Source organism: Kitasatospora sp. NPDC101447 (assembly GCF_044767225.1).
Classification (GTDB): Bacteria; Actinomycetota; Actinomycetes; order Streptomycetales; family Streptomycetaceae; genus Kitasatospora.
In genome coordinates this window covers 12,746-32,143 of the sequence record NZ_JBIWNL010000018.1, presented here as the reverse complement: position 1 = coordinate 32,143, position 19,398 = coordinate 12,746, and the positions used below count along the sequence as shown (strand labels likewise).

General features: G+C 71.6%; 16 protein-coding genes. 15 read left to right on the top strand and 1 reads right to left on the bottom strand.

What is annotated here, in order from left to right; all coding sequences use genetic code 11:
• Positions 1-28: 28 nt before the first annotated feature.
• Entirely contained in the window at positions 29-1,021 is a 993-nt protein-coding gene (locus tag ACIRST_RS24460; protein ID WP_402804316.1) for an SAM-dependent methyltransferase, read from the bottom strand.
• A gap of 129 nt (positions 1,022-1,150) precedes the next feature.
• Here ACIRST_RS24460 and ACIRST_RS24455 point away from each other — a divergent pair, with 129 nt between their 5' ends.
• The 15 genes from ACIRST_RS24455 (at position 1,151) to ACIRST_RS24385 (ending at position 19,287) form a co-directional block, all read left to right on the top strand.
• Positions 1,151-2,383: a sensor histidine kinase gene (locus tag ACIRST_RS24455; protein WP_350521634.1), complete on the top strand. Its 1,233-nt coding sequence runs from the start codon at positions 1,151-1,153 to the stop codon at positions 2,381-2,383.
• A gap of 28 nt (positions 2,384-2,411) precedes the next feature.
• Positions 2,412-3,101 (top strand): response regulator transcription factor, encoded by a 690-nt coding sequence (locus tag ACIRST_RS24450; RefSeq protein ID WP_350521635.1) that lies wholly within the window; start codon positions 2,412-2,414, stop codon positions 3,099-3,101.
• A gap of 150 nt (positions 3,102-3,251) precedes the next feature.
• The gene (locus ACIRST_RS24445; protein WP_350521737.1) at positions 3,252-4,181 is read left to right on the top strand and encodes a DUF2520 domain-containing protein; all 930 of its coding nucleotides are present in this window, start codon (positions 3,252-3,254) and stop codon (positions 4,179-4,181) included.
• Positions 4,181-5,086: a pantoate--beta-alanine ligase gene (gene panC, locus ACIRST_RS24440; RefSeq protein ID WP_402804314.1), complete on the top strand. Its 906-nt coding sequence runs from the start codon at positions 4,181-4,183 to the stop codon at positions 5,084-5,086. The genes ACIRST_RS24445 and panC overlap by 1 nt, the downstream gene beginning before the upstream one ends.
• A gap of 54 nt (positions 5,087-5,140) precedes the next feature.
• Positions 5,141-5,602, top strand: coding sequence for an aspartate 1-decarboxylase (panD, locus tag ACIRST_RS24435; protein WP_350521637.1), 462 nt, complete (start codon positions 5,141-5,143; stop codon positions 5,600-5,602).
• A 3-nt stretch (positions 5,603-5,605) separates the two neighbouring features.
• Complete coding sequence (locus ACIRST_RS24430; protein WP_402804313.1) at positions 5,606-7,279, top strand: L-aspartate oxidase; 1,674 nt, start codon at positions 5,606-5,608, stop codon at positions 7,277-7,279.
• A gap of 4 nt (positions 7,280-7,283) precedes the next feature.
• Positions 7,284-8,252, top strand: a complete 969-nt coding sequence (nadC, locus tag ACIRST_RS24425; protein ID WP_402804311.1) for a carboxylating nicotinate-nucleotide diphosphorylase — start codon at positions 7,284-7,286, stop codon at positions 8,250-8,252.
• A 47-nt stretch (positions 8,253-8,299) separates the two neighbouring features.
• The gene (locus ACIRST_RS24420) at positions 8,300-9,085 is read left to right on the top strand and encodes a type III pantothenate kinase (protein WP_402804310.1); all 786 of its coding nucleotides are present in this window, start codon (positions 8,300-8,302) and stop codon (positions 9,083-9,085) included.
• Positions 9,086-9,240: 155 nt separating this feature from the next.
• Positions 9,241-9,990: a hypothetical protein gene (locus ACIRST_RS24415; RefSeq protein ID WP_350521641.1), complete on the top strand. Its 750-nt coding sequence runs from the start codon at positions 9,241-9,243 to the stop codon at positions 9,988-9,990.
• Positions 9,991-10,085: 95 nt separating this feature from the next.
• The gene (gene lysX / locus ACIRST_RS24410; RefSeq protein WP_402804309.1) at positions 10,086-11,642 is read left to right on the top strand and encodes a bifunctional lysylphosphatidylglycerol synthetase/lysine--tRNA ligase LysX; all 1,557 of its coding nucleotides are present in this window, start codon (positions 10,086-10,088) and stop codon (positions 11,640-11,642) included.
• A gap of 305 nt (positions 11,643-11,947) precedes the next feature.
• Complete coding sequence (locus ACIRST_RS24405; protein ID WP_350521643.1) at positions 11,948-12,418, top strand: BlaI/MecI/CopY family transcriptional regulator; 471 nt, start codon at positions 11,948-11,950, stop codon at positions 12,416-12,418.
• Positions 12,419-12,427: 9 nt separating this feature from the next.
• The gene (locus ACIRST_RS24400) at positions 12,428-12,964 is read left to right on the top strand and encodes an amino-acid N-acetyltransferase (RefSeq protein WP_350627584.1); all 537 of its coding nucleotides are present in this window, start codon (positions 12,428-12,430) and stop codon (positions 12,962-12,964) included.
• Positions 12,965-13,055: 91 nt separating this feature from the next.
• Complete coding sequence (locus tag ACIRST_RS24395) at positions 13,056-13,406, top strand: Lsr2 family protein (protein WP_350521645.1); 351 nt, start codon at positions 13,056-13,058, stop codon at positions 13,404-13,406.
• 673 nt (positions 13,407-14,079) lie between these two features.
• A complete protein-coding gene (locus ACIRST_RS24390; RefSeq protein WP_350521646.1) occupies positions 14,080-16,599 on the top strand; it encodes an ATP-dependent Clp protease ATP-binding subunit in 2,520 nt (839 codons plus the stop codon).
• Positions 16,600-16,941: 342 nt separating this feature from the next.
• A complete protein-coding gene (locus tag ACIRST_RS24385; protein ID WP_402804307.1) occupies positions 16,942-19,287 on the top strand; it encodes an immune inhibitor A domain-containing protein in 2,346 nt (781 codons plus the stop codon).
• The last annotated feature ends 111 nt before the right edge of the window (positions 19,288-19,398 follow it).

The following is a 19,398-nucleotide window of genomic DNA, read 5'->3' as shown; positions in this document are numbered from 1 at the left end:
GTCTGCCATCCCGGCGGGGGCTCCCGGATCAGTGCCCCTCGAAGATCTCAAGGGGCGACATGCCGACGGCCTGGAGCAGCCATCCGAACCCGCCCAGCCCGTTCGGGTCGGTCAGCTCGGCCGCTTCCCCCGCCCGGCTCAGCGCCCGCAGGTAGCCCGCGGGGTCGGTGGAGGCGAGGGCGAGCGGCGGGCGGCCGCCGCTCACGCCGAGCGCGCGCAGGGCCTCGCGCTGCGTCGTCCACAGGCTGTGGAGGGCGGGCGCGGCGACGGCGTCCAGGGCCACGTGCGCGGTGACGTCGCAGGAGCCGTCCGGCACCGGGGCGACCTCCCTGCCGTCCCGGAAGCCGGTGAAGGTGCCGAAGGGCGGCCGCCGCCCCGCCGTGTGCCCGTAGTCGACCGCGACGGCCAGGCCGCGCTCCAGCCCGGCGACGGCCCGCGCCCAGGCGGCGTCCCGGGATCCGCCGAACTCGACCACCTCCCCGGGCTCGGCGACCGGCCACCAGCGCTCGGCCCAGGCCGAGTCCGCCTCCGACACCTCGGCGCCCGGTCGCACCGCGCCGGTCGCGGTGTCCACCTCGACGTAGCGCAGCACCCCGCCCTCGTCCACCTCGCCGGCGTCCAGCGGCACGTTGTCCAGCCACTCGTTGGCGAACAGCAGCCCGGTCACGCCCTGCGGCAGCTCGTCCGTCCACAGGGCTGTGGACGGAAGTCCGTCCGGGCGCCGCGCGATCTCCACGCCGTACGGGCGCAGCCGCGCCAGCACCCCGGCGGGCAGCTCGGCCAGCACGCCGGTCAGCAGTTCCCCCCGCCCGGCCCCCACGTCGACGAAGGCCAGCTCCTCCGGACGACCGAGGGCCGCGTCAACCTCAAGGAGCAGCCGGGCCACCGCACGGGCGAACCCGGGCGAGGCGTGCACCGAGGTGCGGAAGTGCCCGGCGGGGCCCTCCGGCCTGCGGTAGAAGCCCCGCTCGGGGTCGTACAGGGCCTGTTCCATGGCGGGCGCCCACCGCATCCAAGTCATGGGGCGGGACGCTACCCGGCGGTTCGTGGACCCTCCCAATCGGAGCGGGTGCTTCTCCGACCTACGGAGTAGGACGGATCGCCCTACCGGCGGACCTGGACACACTGAGCGACTGCCTACGCTGGACACGTGCATCGACTCAACGCCTGGCTCCGCCGTCACCCCATGGTGGTCGACTCCGCCTGGGCGGCGATGGTGCTCTTCATCGGCCTGGTGCCGAACGACAACATCCCCGACGACGGCTGGCGCTTCGGCGCGGACGTCCTGGTCGCGCTGGTGCTGCCCGCGCTGATGGTCTTCCGGCGCCGCTACCCGGACGTCACGGTGGCCGCGGCCGCCGGCCTGGGCGTCAGCCAGGTGCTCGCCGACGTCGAGCCGGGCGGGTCCTCGATCGCCTACCTGGTCTTCGCCTACACCGGCGCCGCCTTCGGCCAGAAGTGGACGTCCCGGCTGGCGCTGACCGCCGGGCTGGCCGCCGGGCCGCTGGTGTTCTGGCAGATGCACCCGGTGAAGACGGTCCGCGAGAGCGCCGGCCACTACGTCAGCCGCTCGTACGGCCTCGGCGAGGCGGCACTGATCATGCTGCTGATGAGCACGCCGTTCATCCTGTGCTGGGCGTGGGGCCGGCTGACGAGGGTGCGCCGCGCCTACCTGACCGAGCTGGAGGACCGCGCCGCCCGGCTGGAGCGCGAGCGGGACGCCCAGGCCAAGGTGGCGGTGGCCGCCGAGCGGGCCCGGATCGCCCGCGAGCTGCACGACGTGGTCGCGCACAACGTCTCGGTCATGATCGTCCAGGCCGACGGCGCCGCGTACGTCCTCGACAACTCCCCGCAGCAGGCGAAGGAGGCGCTCGGCACGATCGCCTCGACCGGCCGTCAGGCGCTGGTCGAGATGCGCCGCCTGCTGGGCGTGCTGCGCACCTCCGACACCACCGCCGAGGAGTACGTGCCGCAGCCCGGCGTGGAGGAGCTGCCGGAGCTGCTGGAGCAGGTCCGCACCGCCGGGCTGCAGGTGGACTACGCGACCTCCGGGCACCCGCGCGAGCTGCCGCGCGGGGTCGAGCTGACGGTCTACCGGATCGTCCAGGAGGCGCTCACCAACGTCCGCAAGCACGGCGGCCCCGATGTGCACGCCCGGGTCGCGGTCGACTTCGGCGAGCGCGAGCTGGCCGTGCTGGTGGAGGACGACGGCCGCGGCAGCACCGACGAACAGCTGGCCTCCGGCGGCACGGACGGCCTCGGCCACGGCCTGATCGGCATGCGCGAGCGGGTCGGCATGGTCAGCGGCCGGCTCGACGTGGGCCCCCGCCCCGGCGGTGGTTTCCGGATCCGCGCCGTCCTGCCGCTGAAGGCCGCACACTGATCCTCCGCCCCACTTTCTAGGAGCCACCTTGACCATCCGCGTGATGCTCGTCGACGACCAGGAACTGCTGCGCACCGGGTTCCGGATGATCCTGCAGTCGCAGGGCGACATCGAGATCGCCGCCGAGGCGGGTGACGGCGCGCAGGCCGTGGAGCTGCTGCGGCACACCAAGGTGGACGTGATCCTGATGGACGTCCGGATGCCGCGCCTGGACGGCGTGCAGGCGACCCGCCGGATCTGCCTGGCCGAGGACGGCAGCCCGCTGCCGGGCGCCCCGCACGTGCTCATCCTCACCACCTTCGACCTGGACGAGTACGCCTTCGCCGCGCTCAAGGCCGGCGCCAGCGGCTTCCTGCTCAAGGACGTCCCGCCGACCGAGCTGGTGGCCGCGATCCGCGCGGTGCACGGCGGGGACGCGGTGGTGGCCCCGACCACCACCCGCCGGATGATCGACCGCTTCGCCGAGGTGCTGCCCACCCCGCAGAGCGCGCCCGGCTCGAACGTCCTCGGCCCGCTGACCGAGCGCGAGCGCGAGGTGTTCCTGCTGGTCGCCCAGGGCCTGTCGAACGGTGAGATCGCGGCGCGGCTGGTGCTCTCCGAGGCGACCGTGAAGACCCACGTCGGCCGGATCCTGGCCAAGCTCGGCCTGCGCGACCGGGTCCAGGCCGTGGTGCTGGCGTACGAGGCCGGGCTGATCCGGGCCGGGGCCACCGACTGAGCCGGCGGCTGAGTCTCCCTGGCTCCTCGGCGCCGACCGTAGACTGGGGCGGTACGTCCGGTACCCGACGAGTGGACCGGAACGGTCATTCAGGACAAGGGTGGATGCGTGGATCCGTCCGACTTCGCCGGTTCCGGCGAGTTCGCCCCGATCGCCGACGGCCTCGGCGACCCCGCTTTCGGAGATCCCGGTGATCCCGGCAACCGCCCGGCCCGGCTCGCCGTCGGCGTGGTCGGCACCGGCCGGGTCGGCCCCGCGCTGGGCGCCGCACTGCAGCTCGCCGGGCACACCGTGGTCGCCGCGTCGGGGGTGTCCGCCACCTCGCGCCGCCGCGCCGAGGCGCTGCTGCCGGGCGTGCGGATCGTCACCCCGCCGCAGGTGCTGGCCGCCGCCGACCTGGTCCTGCTGACCGTCCCGGACGACGCCCTGGCCGACCTGGTGGCCGGGCTGGCCGCCACCGGCGCCGTGCGCCCCGGCCAGCTGGTCGTGCACACCTCCGGCGCGCACGGCGTGGCCGTCCTGGAGCCCGCCACCCGGGCCGGGGCGCTGCCGCTGGCCCTGCACCCGGCGATGACCTTCACCGGCACCTCGGTCGACCTGGACCGGCTGGCCGGCTGCCCCTTCGGCGTGACCGCCCCCGAGGAGCTGCGGCCGGTCGCCGAGGCGCTGGTGGTGGAGATGGGCGGCGAGCCCGAGTGGGTGCCCGAGGAGGTCCGCCCGCTCTACCACACCGCCCTCGCGCACGGCGCGAACCACCTGGTCACCCTGGTCGCCCAGGCGATCGAGCTGCTGCGCACGGCCGGCGTCGCCGAGCCGGGCCGGATGCTCGGCCCGCTGCTGGGCGCCGCCCTGGACAACAGCCTGCGCTCCGGCGACGCGGCCCTCACCGGCCCGGTCGCCCGGGGCGACGCGGGCACCGTGCGGCGCCACCTGGCGCAGCTCAGTACGGTGTCCCCCGACATCCCGGCGGCCTACCGCGCGATGGCCCGCGCCACCGCACAGCGGGCACTCGCCAACGGAACGATCGACGAAACGTCGGCGGCGGCGCTGCTGGACGTACTGAACGAGGAGACGCGCTAATGGCACGCGGCAAGCAGCCGAACAAGCCCCAGCGGACGCCGAAGGTCCACCGGGCCGTCGTCACCCGCACCGTGGACGACTTCGAGGCCGCGTTCTGGCCGGACGAGCAGCCGGTGGACAACGCCGTGGTGATGACCATGGGCGCGCTGCACGAGGGCCACGCCGCGCTGATCCGGGCCGCCCGCAAGCAGGTCGGCCGGGACGGCCGGGTCGCGGTGACGGTCTTCGTCAACCCGCTGCAGTTCGGTGCGGGCGAGGACCTGGACCGCTACCCGCGCACCCTCGACGCCGACGTGAAGCTGGCCGAGGAGAACGGCGCCGACGTCGTCTTCGCGCCGTCCGTCGAGGAGGTCTACCCGAACGGCGAGCCGCAGGTGCGCCTGGTGGCCGGCCCGATGGGCGAGCGCTTCGAGGGTGCCACCCGCCCCGGGCACTTCGACGGCGTGCTGACCGTGGTCGCCAAGCTGCTGCACATCACCGACCCGGACTTCGCCCTCTTCGGCGAGAAGGACGCCCAGCAGCTGGCGCTCATCCAGCGGATGGTCGCCGACCTGGACTTCGACGTCGAGATCGTCGGCGTGCCGACCGTCCGCGAGGAGGACGGCCTGGCGCTGTCCTCGCGCAACCGCTACCTCTCGGAGGAGGAGCGCACCCGCGCGCTGGCCCTGTCCCGGGCCCTGTTCGCCGGCCGGGACGTCGCCGCGCAGGGCCCGAAGGCCGTGCGCGAGGCCGCCTCGGCCGTCCTGGACGGCGCCGAGGGCGTCGCCCTCGACTACCTCGCCCTGATCGACCCGCACGACTTCTCGGAGGCGGCGGACGACTTCCAGGGCGAGGCGGTGCTGGCCGTCGCCGCGAAGGTGGGCGAGACCCGCCTGATCGACAACGTCCGCATCATCGTCCGGTAGTCCCGGCAGTTCCGACCCCCCTCAGGCATGCACTCACAGGAGGCGTGACCCGCAATGCTCCGCACCATGCTCAAGTCCAAGATCCACCGGGCCACCGTGACCCAGGCCGACCTGCACTACGTCGGCTCCGTCACGGTGGACGAGGACCTGCTCGACGCCGCCGACCTGCTCCCCGGCGAGCTGGTCCACATCGTCGACATCGACAACGGCGCCCGGCTGGAGACGTACACCATCGCCGGCCCCCGCGGCTCCGGCGTGATCGGCATCAACGGCGCCGCCGCCCGTCTGGTCCACCCCGGCGACCTGGTCATACTCATCGCCTACGGGCAGATGGACACGGCCGAGGCCAAGGGCTACGAGCCGAAGATCGTCTTCGTGGACGAGCAGAACCGGATCACCGGCCTGGGCGGGGACCCCGCGGAAGCCCCGGAGGGCAGCGGACTGCTCCGCGGGGACGCGGCGTACCGTGACGAGGACGGCGCGGCCACCGCGGCCACGCGCCGAAGGAGCCGCTGAGTCATGTCCGTCACCCACCGCCTCACCGCCCCGGCCCCGGGCTGGACCGCCACCACCGACGTGGTCGTGGTCGGGTCCGGCATCGCCGGCCTCACCGTCGCCCTCAACGTCCGCAAGGCCGGCCTGCGGGCCATGGTGGTCACCAAGGCGGTCCTGGACGAGGGCTCGACCCGCTGGGCCCAGGGCGGCATAGCCGCGGCCCTGGGCGAGGGCGACACCCCCGAGCAGCACCTGGACGACACCCTGGTCGCCGGTGCCGGCGTCTGCGACGAGGCGGCCGTCCGCACCCTGGTCACCGAGGGCCCGGACGCCGTCCGCCGGCTGATCGCGGTCGGTGCGGCCTTCGACCGCGGCGAGGACGGCGAGATCCTGCTCACGCGCGAGGGCGGCCACCACCGCCACCGGATCGTGCACGCGGGCGGGGACGCCACCGGCGCGGAGGTCTCCCGCGCGCTGGTCGCCGCCGTCCGCAGCGACCCCGACCTCGAACTGATCGAGCACGCCCTCGTCCTCGACCTGCTGACCGACGCCGCGGGCCACACCGCCGGGCTGACCCTGCACGTGATGGGCGAGGGCCAGCGCGACGGCGTCGGCGCCGTCCGGGCCCGCGCGGTGGTGCTCGCCACCGGAGGCCTGGGCCAGGTCTTCTCCGCCACCACCAACCCGGCCGTCTCCACCGGCGACGGCGTGGCCCTGGCCCTGCGGGCCGGCGCCGCCGCCGCCGACCTGGAGTTCGTCCAGTTCCACCCGACCGTGCTCTGGCTCGGCGCGGACGCCGCGGGCCAGCAGCCGCTGGTCTCCGAGGCCGTGCGCGGCGAGGGCGCCCACCTGGTGGACGCCGACGGCGTGCGCTTCATGGTCGGGCAGCACGAGCTGGCCGAACTCGCCCCGCGCGACATCGTCGCCAAGGCGATCACCCGGCGCATGCAGGAGAAGGGCGCCGACCACATGTACCTGGACGGGCGGCACTTCGGGGCCGCGATGTGGGAGCACCGCTTCCCCACCATCCTGGCCTCCTGCCGCTCCCACGGCATCGACCCGGTCACCGAGCCGATCCCGATCGCCCCGGCCTCGCACCACGCCGCGGGCGGCGTCCGCACCGACCGGCACGGCCGCACCTCCGTCCCCGGCCTGTACGCCTGCGGCGAGGTCGCCTGCACCGGCGTGCACGGCGCCAACCGGCTGGCCTCCAACTCCCTGCTGGAGGGCCTGGTCTTCGCCGAGCGGATCGCCGCCGACCTGGCCGAGCGCCACGCGGCCGGCGAACTGCCCGAACGCACCGTGGACGTCGCCGCCGCGCAGGCCGCCGTGGCCGTGCCGCTGCCGGCCTCCGAGTCGCGCGCCGAGATCCAGCGGCTGATGTCGCGCGGCGCGGGCGTGCTGCGCTCGGCCGCCTCGCTGGCCGACGCCGCGGCCGGGCTGGCCCTGCTCGCCGAGCAGGCCCGGTCCCACATGGCCGAGGAGAAGCCGGCCGACCCCCGGGTGGAGACCTGGGAGGCCGCCAACCTCCTGCTGGTCGCCACCGCCCTGGTCGCGGCGGCCGCGCAGCGCGAGGAGACCCGCGGCGGCCACTGGCGCGAGGACTTCCCCGAGCGTGACGACGCCCACTGGCGACGCCACCTGATCACCACCCTCGCCGCCTCCGGCGACCCCGTCAGCACCCCCGAGGAGCAGTAGAACCATGACCCACGCGCACGAGGAACTCCCCCTGGCCGAGCAGGGCGGCTGCGGCGACGGCTGCGCCTGCGGGGACGGCGAGGGCTACGAGACCGGCCTGGACCCGCAGCTGGCCGAGCTGCTGGAGGAGGCCGGGCTGGACCCGATCGAGGTCGAGGACATCGCCACCCTGGCGCTGGCCGAGGACCTGGCCGGCGGCGAGGACGTCACCTCGGTGGCCACCGTGCCCGCCGACGCGGTCGCCACCGCCGACTTCACCGCCCGCGAGGCCGGCGTGGTGGCCGGCCTGCGGATCGCCGAGGCGGTCGTCTCGCTGATCTGCGAGGAGGAGTTCGAGGTCGAGCGGCACGTCCAGGACGGCGACCGGGTGGAGGCCGGCCAGGTGCTGCTGTCGGTGCGCTCGCGCACCCGCGACCTGCTGACCGCCGAGCGCAGCGCGCTCAACCTGCTCTGCCACCTGTCCGGCATCGCCACCGCGACCCGGGCCTGGGCGGACGCCCTGGAGGGCACCGGCGCGGTCGTCCGGGACACCCGCAAGACCACCCCGGGCCTGCGCGCGCTGGAGAAGTTCGCGGTGCGCTGCGGCGGCGGCGCCAACCACCGGATGGCGCTCTCGGACGCGGCCCTGGTGAAGGACAACCACGTGGTCGCCGCGGGCGGCGTGGCTGAGGCCTTCCGGGCCGTCCGGGCCGCGTACCCGGAGCTGCCGGTCGAGGTCGAGGTGGACGAGCTGGCGCAGATCCAGCCCGTCCTGGAGGCCGGCGCGGACCTGATCCTGCTGGACAACTTCACCGTCGAGCAGCTGAAGGAGGCCGTCGCGCTGGTGGCCGGCCGGGCGAAGCTGGAGGCCTCCGGCGGACTGACCCTGGTCAGCGCGCGCGAGGTCGCCCAGACTGGTGTCGACTACCTGGCCGTGGGCGCGCTGACCCACTCCTCGCCGATCCTGGACATCGGCCTGGACCTGCGCGCCTGACCGTCAGGAGCAGAGCAGACCCGTCCCGACTCGCAGAAAGCGTCCCCGTGCTCCTCACCATCGACGTCGGCAACACCCAGACCACGCTCGGCCTGTTCGACGGCGAGGAAGTGGTGGAACACTGGCGGATCTCCACCGATCCGCGCCGCACGGCCGATGAACTGGCGGTGCTGCTGCAGGGGTTGATGGGCAACCACACCGCGGTCCGGGCGGCCTCGGTGGAGGGTCTGGCGATCTGCTCCTCCGTCCCCGCCGTGCTCCACGAGCTCCGCGAGGTGACCCGCCGCTACTACGGCGACGTCCCCGCGGTGATCGTGGAGCCCGGCGTGAAGACGGGCGTCCACGTCCTGATGGACAACCCCAAGGAGGTCGGCGCCGACCGGATCGTCAACGCGCTGGCCGCCAACCACCTGTACGGCGGCCCGTGCATCGTGGTCGACTTCGGCACCGCGACCACCTTCGACGCCGTCAACGCCCGCGGCGACTACGTCGGCGGCGCGATCGCCCCCGGCATCGAGATCTCCGTCGAGGCGCTCGGCGTCCGCGGCGCCCAGCTGCGCAAGATCGAGCTGGCCCGGCCGCGCAACGTGATCGGCAAGAACACCGTCGAGGGCATGCAGTCGGGCATCCTCTACGGCTTCGCCGGGCAGGTCGACGGCCTGGTCGAACGGATGGCCCGCGAACTCGCCAAGGATCCGGACGACGTCCAGGTGATCGCCACCGGCGGCCTCGCCACCCTCGTCCTCGGCGAGGCCACCACCATCGACGTCCACGAGCCCTGGCTGACCCTCATCGGCCTGCGCCTGGTGTACGAGCGCAACCGGCCGAGCTGAGCGGCGCTCAGCGGGCCGTCCCGGGCAGCCGCGAAGTCCCGGAGGTCCTCGTCCCGCCGCCGACCGCGCGGCGCCTCCTTTCCCGGCGGGCCGATCGTGCGGACTTCGGCGCGACGTTACCGACAAATCGGATATTCCTCACGTAGTGTCAGTCCATGCCTACGCCACACGGATCGCGCGGCGGCATGGCCTTCAGCGCCGACGAAGTCCGCGTGCTGCGCCGCGCCCTCGCCCAAGCCCTGCACCCCGCCGTTCCCTTCCACCTCCAGGTGCCCGACCGGCCGGCACTCGCCGGTCCGGGCGCCGAACTCTGGGCGGAGGACGTCCAGGACGCGCTGCGCCTGACCGAGGCGATCGACGAGGCCGTCCAGGAGGGCGGCCGGCTGCGCGCCTTCCTGCTCGCCGACCTCGGCCGCTACCGCTCCGCCCTGCCCGGCAGCGCGCCCGGGTACCTGGAGCGGCTGGAGGAGGCGGTGTCCGACGGCTACCTGCCCGGGCCCGAGGACCTCACCGCGCTGCGCGGGCTGACCCGTCAGCCCTGCGGCCACGGCGAGCGCTCGCGCCGCTCGCGGCTGGCCGGGCGCTGCCACGCGCTGGCCGAGGCCGCCGTCCGCGAACGCCTCGCCCTCGCCACCGGCCAGCCTCGCCACCTGGTGGCCGTACCGAGCCCCGCCGCACCCCCGAGCAGTCACCCCACCCCTGTAGGAGGACGGACCACCATGAGCAGCACCGACTCCCGCCCGGAGCAGCCCGCCGAGCCCGCCGCCGCGAAGACCCCGCCCCGCCCCCACCGGATGCCCACCCCGGCCGAGCTCTTCGGCCGCCGCCCCAAGCCCCCGGCCAGGCCCGCCCCGCCCGCCGAGGAGGCCCCCGAGGAGATCGAGCTCGCCACCGGCACCGGCTGAGCCGCACCGGCCCGTGAGGGGAGACCGCCGCCGCGGTCTCCCCTCACGCGCAATCCGGTCGCGGAGCACGGTGTACGGCTGGCTACCCTTGTGGGGTGAGCGATCAGAGCCTTGTTCCCGCGACCGACGACCTTCCCGAGCAGATGCGCGTCCGGCGCGAGAAGCTGGACCGGCTCCGGGCGGCCGGCGTCGACCCGTACCCGGTCGGATTCCCCCGCACCAGCACCATCGCGGACCTCCGTGCCAAGCACCCGGACCTGGAGCCGGACACCGCCACCGGCGAGCGCGCCGGCATCACCGGCCGGGTGATCCTCTCCCGCACCGGCGGCAAGCTGTGCTTCGCCACCCTGCGCGACGGCACCGGCGACCTCCAGGTGATGTTCTCCCTGGACAAGCTGGGCGCGGAGCGGCTGGCGGCCTGGAAGTCCGACATCGACCTCGGCGACCAGGTCGGCGTCGAGGGCGAGGTGATCACCTCCAAGCGCGGCGAGCTGTCCGTGATGGTGGACCGCTGGGAGCTCACCGCCAAGTGCCTGCGCCCGCTGCCGGACAAGCACAAGGGCCTGACCGACCCGGAGGCCCGGGTCCGCCAGCGCTACGTGGACCTGATCGTCAACCCCGAGGCCCGCGAGATCCTGCACCTGCGCAGCCGCGTGGTCCGCTCGATCCGCCGCACCTACGAGGACCGCGGCTACATCGAGGTCGAGACCCCGATGCTGCAGCCGGTGCACGGCGGCGCCAACGCGCGTCCGTTCAAGACGCACATCAACGCGTACGACATCGACCTCTACATGCGCATCGCCCCCGAGCTGTACCTCAAGCGGCTGGTGGTCGGCGGCGCCGAGAAGGTCTTCGAGATCAACCGCAACTTCCGCAACGAGGGCGCGGACTCCACCCACAACCCGGAGTTCACCTCGCTGGAGTCGTACGAGGCCTACGGCGACTACGACACCCAGGCCGAGCTGATCCGCGCGACGATCGTCAACGCGGCCCGGGACGCGCTGGGCACCACGGTGATCAAGGGCGTGGACGCGCACGGCGTCGAGCACGAGATCGACCTGGCCGAGCCGTGGGAGGAGGTCAGCGTCTACCCGGGCATCTCCGCGCACCTGGGCGTCGAGGTCACCCCGCAGACGACCGTCGAGGAGCTGCGCAAGCTGGCGGCCGAGCACGGCATCCCGTTCGAGAAGGACTGGGGCCACGGTCAGATCGTGCTGGAGATGGTCGAGCGCCTGCTGGAGGAGAACGCCGTCCGGCCGACCTTCATCAAGGACTACCCGACCGAGGTCTCCCCGCTGACCCGCGAGCACCGCTCGATCCCGGGCGTGGCCGAGAAGTGGGACCTGGTGATCTTCGGCACCGAGATCGGCACCGCCTACTCGGAGCTGGTCGACCCGGTCGAGCAGCGCGCCCGCCTGACCGCCCAGTCCCTGCTGGCGGCCGGCGGCGACGTCGAGGCGATGCAGGTGGACGAGGACTTCCTGCGCGCGCTGGAGTACGCGATGCCCCCGACCGGCGGCCTCGGCCTCGGCGTGGACCGCCTGATCATGCTGCTGACCGGCAAGAACATCCGGGAGACCGTGCTCTTCCCGCTGGTCAAGCCGGAGCCGAAGGCCTCCGCCGCGACGGCGGAGAAGACCGAGGAGGAGTGACCTGATGGACTACGTCAGCGCGATCGTGCCGCCGCTGGTCATGGCGATCGGCTTCGGGTTCCTGGTGCGGGCCATCATCCGCAGCCAGGGCGGGAGCCGGAAGGCCAAGGAGGACTTCGACTGATCCCCCTGGGGGTCCGGGCCGTCCCCGAGCCCCCGACGACCTGCGGGCGGACCCGCGACCGACGCCGTCAGCCGCCCCGAACGACCGGCGCGCCGCCATTCCCGAATCCCGGGGGTGGCGGCGCGCCGGTTTGGCGCACTTCACAAGATTTGCCCCATTCACTCCCTATCCTGGCCGCACTATGGTCCGGCAACTCGGCGAACTTGAGAACGCCATCATGACCCGGGTGTGGCAGTGGAACCGACCGGTGACGGTTCGCGAGGTTCTCCTGGATCTGCAGTCGGAACGCGAAATCGCGTACACCACGGTGATGACCGTCCTGGACAAGCTCCACAGAAAGGGCTGGCTGCGCCGCGAGCGGGCCGGCCGGGCCTATCGATATGAACCGGTCTCCTCGCGTGAGGCGTACACGGCGGCCCTGATGAACGACGCCTGGGCCACCAGTGACAATCCGGCGGCCGCCCTGGTGCACTTCTTCGGCCTGATGTCGCCCGAGCAACGCGAGGCACTGCGGGACGCGTTGCGGGTCGCCGCTCTGTTCCCGCCCGATCCGCCGGGGGCGGATTCCGCACCGGCGGACGGCCCGGATACCGCCGAGGCGGATACCGGCGGACCGGATACCGGTGGGACCGCACCCGGGGCGACGCGATAACGTCCCGCCATGGAGGTCACCATCCGCCGCGCACGGACCACGGACGTGCGGGCAGTACGCAGGCTCATCGACGCCTACTCGCGCGACGGCATTCTGCTGGACAAGCCCACTGTCACACTGTTCGAATCCGTCCAGGAGTTCTGGGTCGCGGAACGCGACGACAACGGCGCGGTGGTGGCCTGCGGAGCCCTGCACGTGATGTGGGAGGACCTCGCCGAGGTCAGGACGCTCGCGGTCGATCCGGTCTGCCAGGGCTTCGGCATCGGGCACCTGCTGCTGGAGAAGCTCGTGCAGACGGCCCGCTGGCTCGGCGTCCGTCGGATTTTCTGCTTGACGTTCGAGGTCCCGTTCTTCGCGAAACACGGTTTCGTCGAGATCGGGGAGGTCCAGGAAACCGATGATGGTACGACAGACCCGGCGGCGATCGCTACGGATGTCTATGAAGAACTCCTCCGCTCGTACGATGAAGGCGTCGCCGAGTTCCTCGACCTGGAGCGCGTGAAGCCCAACACACTGGGCAACTCGCGCATGCTGCTGCACCTCTGACCGGCTCCGCCCGGGTCAAGGGTTTGTGTTTTCCGGAGAAAAGCGCTTTCCTTTCCTTAGGCAATGGGTCGTTTAGCGGAAAGGGAAGCCCGTGGCACAGAGGGTGCAGGTCATTCTTGAAGACGATCTCGACGGTGGTTCGGCGGACGAGACGGTGACGTTCGCGCTCGACGGCGTTGCCTACGAGATCGACCTGAAGAGCGCCAACGCGGACAAGCTCCGCGGCCTGCTGGCGCCGTACGTGGAGAAGGGCCGCAAGCAGAGCGGCCGGCTCGCCGGCGCCCGCCGCCCGGGCCGCGGCGCCGCCCAGCGCCCCTCCGGCAGCGCTCCGGACACCGCGAAGGTCCGCGCGTGGGCCAAGGAGCAGGGCATGGACGTCAACGACCGCGGCCGCGTGCCGAGCACGGTCCGCGAGGCCTACGACAAGGCCAACGCGTCCTGACCCCGGCGCCGCCGGCACGCCGGAGCGGATGCGGGGCCCCGGCTGCCGCGCACGGCACCGACGACACACGCGCGGGGCGCGGAGGAGTCTCCTCCGCGCCCCGCGGCGCGTGCCCGGACGACCGCGGCGCGTGCCCGGACGGCCACGGCGCCACCGGCGCCGGGAGGCGTCCGGGGTGCGGGCTCGGGCAGCGGAACAATCACGAGCTGTGCAACGCTGTAGGGGCGAAGCGGTAACGCGGACACCACCGGGATGGCGTACCGACCATCCGGGCCGCCGTTGAACCACCGTCACCGCGGCCCGACTTCTCGCCAGGCGAACACCGCCACCGCGGAAACTGCGCGAGAACCGCCCCGATACCGGGTATGAATGCAGGTGGACGGGTTCTCGGACCCGTCCAGGGGCAGTATGCGCGACCGGTCGGAGAGGGTCCGGGCGCGCCCCGGCGGCGCTTGTTCGCCGATGGCGTAGCGGATTCCGGTGCATCCGGCCCACCAGTGGGAACACCGTTTCCCAGCATCAGGTTGGGATTGGTGTCGGCTGGTCGCGCAGCATCTCTCTCCTCTACCGGGGAGTGAATCCGTGGGCCGCGCCGCTGAGCGGGACTAGCATGCGGAAGGACAGGGCGGGGACGGACCCCGAACTGCCCGACCGCTCTGAGGAGCGATAAACGATGTTCGAGAGGTTCACCGACCGCGCGCGGCGGGTTGTCGTCCTGGCTCAGGAAGAAGCCCGGATGCTCAACCACAACTACATCGGCACCGAGCACATCCTCCTGGGTCTGATCCACGAGGGCGAGGGCGTCGCCGCCAAGGCCCTGGAGAGCCTCGGGATTTCTCTTGAGGCCGTTCGCCAGCAGGTCGAGGAGATCATCGGCCAGGGCCAGCAGGCCCCGTCCGGTCACATTCCCTTCACGCCCCGGGCGAAGAAGGTCCTGGAGCTGTCGCTGCGGGAGGCCCTGCAGCTCGGCCACAACTACATCGGCACCGAGCACATCCTGCTCGGCCTGATCCGCGAGGGCGAGGGCGTCGCCGCCCAGGTCCTGGTCAAGCTGGGTGCCGACCTCAACCGGGTGCGCCAGCAGGTCATCCAGCTGCTCTCCGGCTACCAGACCAGCGGCGGCAAGGAGTCGGCCACGGCCGGCGGGCCCGCCGAGGGCACCCCGTCGACCTCGCTGGTCCTGGACCAGTTCGGCCGCAACCTCACCCAGGCCGCCCGCGAGGCCAAGCTCGACCCGGTCATCGGGCGCGAGAAGGAGATCGAGCGGGTCATGCAGGTGCTGTCCCGCCGCACCAAGAACAACCCGGTGCTGATCGGTGAGCCCGGCGTCGGCAAGACCGCCGTGGTCGAGGGCCTGGCGCAGGCGATCGTCAAGGGCGAGGTCCCGGAGACGCTCAAGGACAAGCAGCTCTACACGCTGGACCTGGGCGCCCTGGTGGCCGGCTCGCGCTACCGCGGTGACTTCGAGGAGCGCCTGAAGAAGGTGCTCAAGGAGATCCGCACCCGCGGCGACATCATCCTGTTCATCGACGAGCTGCACACCCTGGTCGGCGCGGGCGCCGCCGAGGGCGCAATCGACGCCGCCAGCATCCTCAAGCCGATGCTGGCCCGCGGCGAGCTGCAGACCATCGGTGCCACCACCCTGGACGAGTACCGCAAGCACCTGGAGAAGGACGCCGCGCTGGAGCGCCGCTTCCAGCCGATCCAGGTCGCGGAGCCGTCGCTGCCGCACACCATCGAGATCCTGAAGGGTCTGCGCGACCGCTACGAGGCCCACCACCGGGTCTCCATCACGGACGCCGCCCTGGTCGCCGCCGCCACCCTGGCCGACCGGTACATCTCGGACCGCTTCCTGCCGGACAAGGCGATCGACCTGATCGACGAGGCCGGCTCCCGGATGCGCATCCGCCGGATGACCGCGCCGCCGGACCTGCGCGAGTTCGACGAGAAGATCGCCGACGTGCGCCGCGAGAAGGAGAGCGCGATCGACGCGCAGGACTTCGAGAAGGCCGCGTCCCTGCGCGACGACGAGAAGCAGCTCCTGCAGGCCAAGGCCAAGCGCGAGAAGGAGTGGAAGGCCGGCGACATGGACGTCGTCGCGGAGGTCAACGAGGAGCTCATCGCCGAGGTCCTGGCCACCGCCACCGGCATCCCGGTCTTCAAGCTGACCGAGGAGGAGACCTCGCGCCTGCTGCGCATGGAGGACGAGCTGCACAAGCGGGTCATCGGTCAGAAGGACGCCATCAAGGCGCTCTCCCAGGCCATCCGGCGCACCCGTGCGGGCCTCAAGGACCCGAAGCGCCCCGGCGGTTCGTTCATCTTCGCCGGCCCGTCCGGTGTCGGTAAGACCGAGCTGTCCAAGACGCTCGCCGAGTTCCTCTTCGGCGACGAGGACGCGCTGATCGCGCTCGACATGTCCGAGTTCTCCGAGAAGCACACCGTCTCCCGGCTGTTCGGCTCCCCGCCCGGCTACGTGGGCTACGAGGAGGGCGGCCAGCTGACGGAGAAGGTCCGCCGCAAGCCGTTCTCGGTCGTCCTCTTCGACGAGGTCGAGAAGGCCCACCCGGACATCTTCAACTCGCTGCTGCAGATCCTGGAGGACGGTCGCCTGACCGACTCCCAGGGCCGCGTGGTCGACTTCAAGAACACCGTCATCATCATGACGACCAACCTCGGCACCCGGGACATCTCCAAGGGCTTCAACCTGGGCTTCGCGGCCACGGGTGACACCCAGACCGGGTACGAGCGGATGAAGGCGAAGGTCGGCGAGGAGCTCAAGCAGCACTTCCGCCCCGAGTTCCTGAACCGTGTCGACGACATCGTGGTGTTCCACCAGCTGTCCGAGGACGACATCATCCAGATCGTCGACCTCATGATCGCCAAGGTGGACGAGCGGCTCAAGGACAAGGACATGGGCCTGGAGCTCAGCGTCGAGGCCAAGAAGCTGCTGGCCAAGCGCGGCTACGACCCGATCCTGGGTGCCCGTCCGCTGCGCCGCACCATCCAGCGCGAGATCGAGGACCACCTCTCCGAGAAGATCCTCTTCGGTGAGCTGCGGGCCGGTCACATCGTCGTCGTCGACGTCGACGGCGAGGGCAAGGAAGCCAAGTTCACCTTCCGCGGCGAGGAGAAGTCGGCCGTCGCGGACACCCCGGCTGCGGTCGCCTCGTCCGGTCCGGACCTGACGAAGTAGCCAACTTTTAACAGACAACTTCACAGCCACCGAGCCCCCGGCGTTCACGCCGGGGGCTCGGTGCGTTCCGCCCCGTCGGAGCGCCTGCCGCCGCGGACTCGGACGGGCGGCTTCCGGGCTGGTTGGTACGGGTGCGGTCGATTTCTCAGCCAGGTTTAACGAACATACGGTTGACAGACGGTCAGCTGATGGGAAGTCGCGGAGCATAGCGCCGTGACCATGTCACGGTCAAGGTCTATCTTTTTTATGCACGCTTGTATCAAATGACGTCCACCTGTCTTTCATTTTGGTTTGCCGGGCTTTGGCCAAGAGCTGGCCCCGGTCGGGGAGGACGTCACAACGTTGAAGAACACCAGGAGAACCGCTGCGGCTGCCACGGCCGCAGCGGTCATAGTCACGCTCGGCGCAGGCCTGTTCCCGGCCACCGCCGTCGCGGCCGGCTCGGCCCCCGTGCCGAAGGACCCGGCTGAGGCCGTCCAGAACACCGAGCACAACATCCCGGGCCCGCTGACCGCGAAGGTGGAGGCCGAGCAGAAGGCCGCCACCGAGAAGCTGCTCAACGGCACCGCCCAGGTCGAGCAGCACAACGGCAGCACCAGCGTGAAGCTCGGCAAGGACAAGTACGTGGAGCTCGCCCGCGAGCGCACGGACAAGATCTTCACCATCCTGGTCGACTTCGGCGACCAGGTGGACAACACCACCAAGACGCCGGACGGCAAGGTCAAGTACGGCGGCGAGGCCGGTCCGAAGCACAACGAGATCGCGCAGCCGGACCCGGCCACCAACAACTCGACCGCGTGGCAGGCCGACTACAACCAGCAGCACTACCAGGACCTGTACTTCTCCAAGGACAAGCCCTCGCTGAAGACCTTCTACGAGAAGCAGTCCTCGGGCCGCTACTCGGTCGACGGCGTGGTCTCGGACTGGGTCCGCGTCCCGTGGAACGAGGCCCGGTACGGCTCCGACTACTGCGGCTCCAACGTCTGCGCCAGCGCGCAGGACCTGATCCGCGACGCCGTGGACATCTGGTACAAGGACCAGCTGGCCAAGGGTCAGACCGACGCCCAGGTCAAGGCGACGCTGGCCCAGTACGACCAGTGGGACCGCTACGGGTCGCACCACGACGGGAACTTCAACCAGCCCGACGGGTACATCGATCACTTCCAGATCGTGCACGCCGGTGAGGACAAGTCGGCCGGCGGCGGCAAGCAGGGCACCAAGGCCCTGTGGGCGCACCGCTCCTACGTCTACGGCAACCTGACGGGCCAGGCCGGCCCCGAGGGCAACAAGCTCGGCGGCGTGCAGGTCGGCAACTCCGGTCTCTGGATCGGCGACTACACGATGCAGCCGGAGAACGGCGGCCTCGGCGTCTTCGCGCACGAGTACGGCCACGACCTCGGTCTGCCGGACCTCTACGACACCGCCGGCAAGGGCATCGACAACTCGGTCGGCTTCTGGTCGCTGATGTCCTCCGGTTCCTGGCTGGGCGAGGGCAAGAACAGCATCGGCGACATGCCGAACGACCTCGACGCCTGGAGCAAGTACCAGCTCGGCTGGCTGAAGGTCGACCGCGCCAAGGCCGGCACCGAGTCGACGCACCACATCGGCCCGGTGGAGTACAACACCGACCTGCCGCAGGCGCTCCTCGTCGACCTGCCGAAGAAGAGCATCACCACCGACATCAACAAGCCGTTCGCGGGCGGCAACGAGTGGTGGAGCGGCAGCGCCGACAACCTGAACGTCACGCTCACCCGTGACGTCGACCTGACCGGCAAGACCAAGGCCAGCATCAACGCCAAGGCCTGGTACGAGCTGGAGCCGGACTTCGACTACGCCTTCGGCGAGGTCTCCACCGACGGTGGCAAGACCTGGACCGTCGTGGACGGCACCTGGAACGGCACCGCTCTCCCCCGCGAGAACGACCGTCCGGCCGTGAACGGCCTGGCCGCCACCTGGGGCGACCTGTCCTTCAACCTGGACGCCTACGCGGGCAAGCAGATCAAGTTCCGCTACCACAACACCACCGACGGCGGCCTGCACTACCGCGGCCTGGCGCTGGACAACATCGCGGTGGTCGCCGACGGCGCCACCCTGTTCAGCGACGACGTGGAGAACGGTGACAACGGCTGGGCCGCCACCGGCTTCACCCGCTTCGGCGGCTCGTACACCAAGGACTACGCGCAGTACTACATCGCGGAGAACAAGCAGTACGTGTCGTTCGACCAGACGCTGAAGACCGGCCCGTACAACTTCGGCTTCGCCGACAAGCCGGGCTGGGTCGAGCACTACGCGTACCAGCCCGGTCTGCTGATCTGGTACTGGGACACCTCCCAGACCGACAACAACGTCAGCGCCCACCCGGGTCACGGCCTGGTCCTGCCGGTCGACTCGCACCCGACCCCGATCAAGTGGAGCGACGGCACGCTGATGCGTCCGCGCATGCAGGGCTTCGACTCCACCTTCGGCTCGCGCCGCGTCCCCGCGCTGACCCTGCACAAGGCCAGCGTCGAGACCGTCGTCCCGAAGTCGAAGGGCGTCGACGAGTTCTCCGACCTGAAGTCCTGGTGGTCCAAGGACAACCCGTACTCCGGTGTCGACGTGCCGAAGACCGGCACCAGCATCGAGGTCGAGAACGAGTCCTCGAACTACCTGGAGACCTGGATCCGGGTCCGCCCGGTCGACAACTGATCGAGCCCGTAGCGATCAGCCTGTGACCAGGCAGCTCTGACGGAACCACGTCCGGCCCGTCCCCGCACCGCGGGGGCGGGCCGGACGCTTTGCCCGGTCTCCCTCCGGGCC

Coding starts and splice junctions, on each gene's coding strand:
- ACIRST_RS24460 (WP_402804316.1), bottom strand. CDS start 1,021: ATGACTTGGATGCGGTGGGCGCCCGCCATGGAACAGGCCCTGTACGAC.
- panC (WP_402804314.1), top strand. CDS start 4,181: ATGGCACGCGGCAAGCAGCCGAACAAGCCCCAGCGGACGCCGAAGGTC.
- panD (WP_350521637.1), top strand. CDS start 5,141: ATGCTCCGCACCATGCTCAAGTCCAAGATCCACCGGGCCACCGTGACC.
- ACIRST_RS24430 (WP_402804313.1), top strand. CDS start 5,606: ATGTCCGTCACCCACCGCCTCACCGCCCCGGCCCCGGGCTGGACCGCC.
- nadC (WP_402804311.1), top strand. CDS start 7,284: ATGACCCACGCGCACGAGGAACTCCCCCTGGCCGAGCAGGGCGGCTGC.
- ACIRST_RS24415 (WP_350521641.1), top strand. CDS start 9,241: ATGCCTACGCCACACGGATCGCGCGGCGGCATGGCCTTCAGCGCCGAC.
- ACIRST_RS24405 (WP_350521643.1), top strand. CDS start 11,948: ATGGTCCGGCAACTCGGCGAACTTGAGAACGCCATCATGACCCGGGTG.
- ACIRST_RS24400 (WP_350627584.1), top strand. CDS start 12,428: ATGGAGGTCACCATCCGCCGCGCACGGACCACGGACGTGCGGGCAGTA.
- ACIRST_RS24390 (WP_350521646.1), top strand. CDS start 14,080: ATGTTCGAGAGGTTCACCGACCGCGCGCGGCGGGTTGTCGTCCTGGCT.